Genomic DNA, 1,005 nt, shown 5'->3' with positions numbered 1-1,005 from the left:
CGAATCCAACACCATGATCGACGACGGCACCATGTACCCGGGAAGACGCTCCCCGACGAACTCCGCCAACACCCGGGTATCGACGTCCGTTGCCGGCGCCGGCAGCACGTACGACACCAGGCGACTGTTCCCGGCACCGTCGTCGACCCCGACCGTGTGCGCGAACTCCACCACCCGATGCGCAGCCAACACGGCATCGATCTCACCCAACTCGATCCGGAACCCCCGAACCTTCACCTGAAAATCACTGCGGCCCAAAAACTCCAGAACCCGAGACCCGTCCGGGGAGGTCACCCAGCGGACCACATCCCCCGTGCGATACATCCGGCCACCCACACCGAACGGCGACGCCACAAACCGTCCCGCCGTCAACCCCACCCGACGCACATACCCCCGAGCCACACTCGGACCCATCACATACAGCTCACCCCGCACCCCCACCGGCACCGCACGCAACCGGTCATCGAGGACCACCAGATCGACACCCACGGTCGGCGACCCGATACTCACCGCCCGCCCCGACACCAGCGGACCCGTCGCCGACGACATGATCGTCGTCTCACTCGGACCATACGCATTGACCATCACCCGGCCCGGCGCCCACCGCGCCACCAACTCCGGCGGACACACATCCCCCGCCACCACCACCGTCCGCACACAGTCCAGACCACGGTGATCGAGCGACGCCAACGCCGCCGGCGTGCAAAACGCATGCGACACCCTGTGGTCGGCCACAAACTCCGCCAACTCCGACCCACCGAAAATCGTGGTCGGCGCCACCACCAGCGTCGCCCCCACACACACCGCCATCACCAACTCGAACACCGACGCATCGAAACTCGGCGACGCAAAATGCAACACCCGCGAACCCGCCGACACCACCAGACGGTCCCGCTCATCCGCCGCCAGATTCACCACACCCCGATGCGTGACCGCCACACCCTTCGGCCGCCCCGTCGACCCCGACGTGTAAATCACATACGCCGGATGATCCACCGACAACGC

General features: G+C 66.3%; 1 protein-coding gene. It reads right to left on the bottom strand.

All coding sequences use genetic code 11. From position 1 onward, the window contains the following. A partial coding sequence (locus P3H15_RS54120; protein WP_276144844.1) for an AMP-binding protein occupies nt 1–1,005 on the bottom strand: 1,005 nt, incomplete at both ends.

The sequence above is a fragment of the Rhodococcus sp. T2V genome, assembly GCF_029269925.1.
Lineage (GTDB): Bacteria > Actinomycetota > Actinomycetes > Mycobacteriales > Mycobacteriaceae > Rhodococcus_F > Rhodococcus_F koreensis.
Note: the sequence above shows the minus strand (reverse complement) of the source record. Positions and strands in the feature narration are given on the sequence as shown.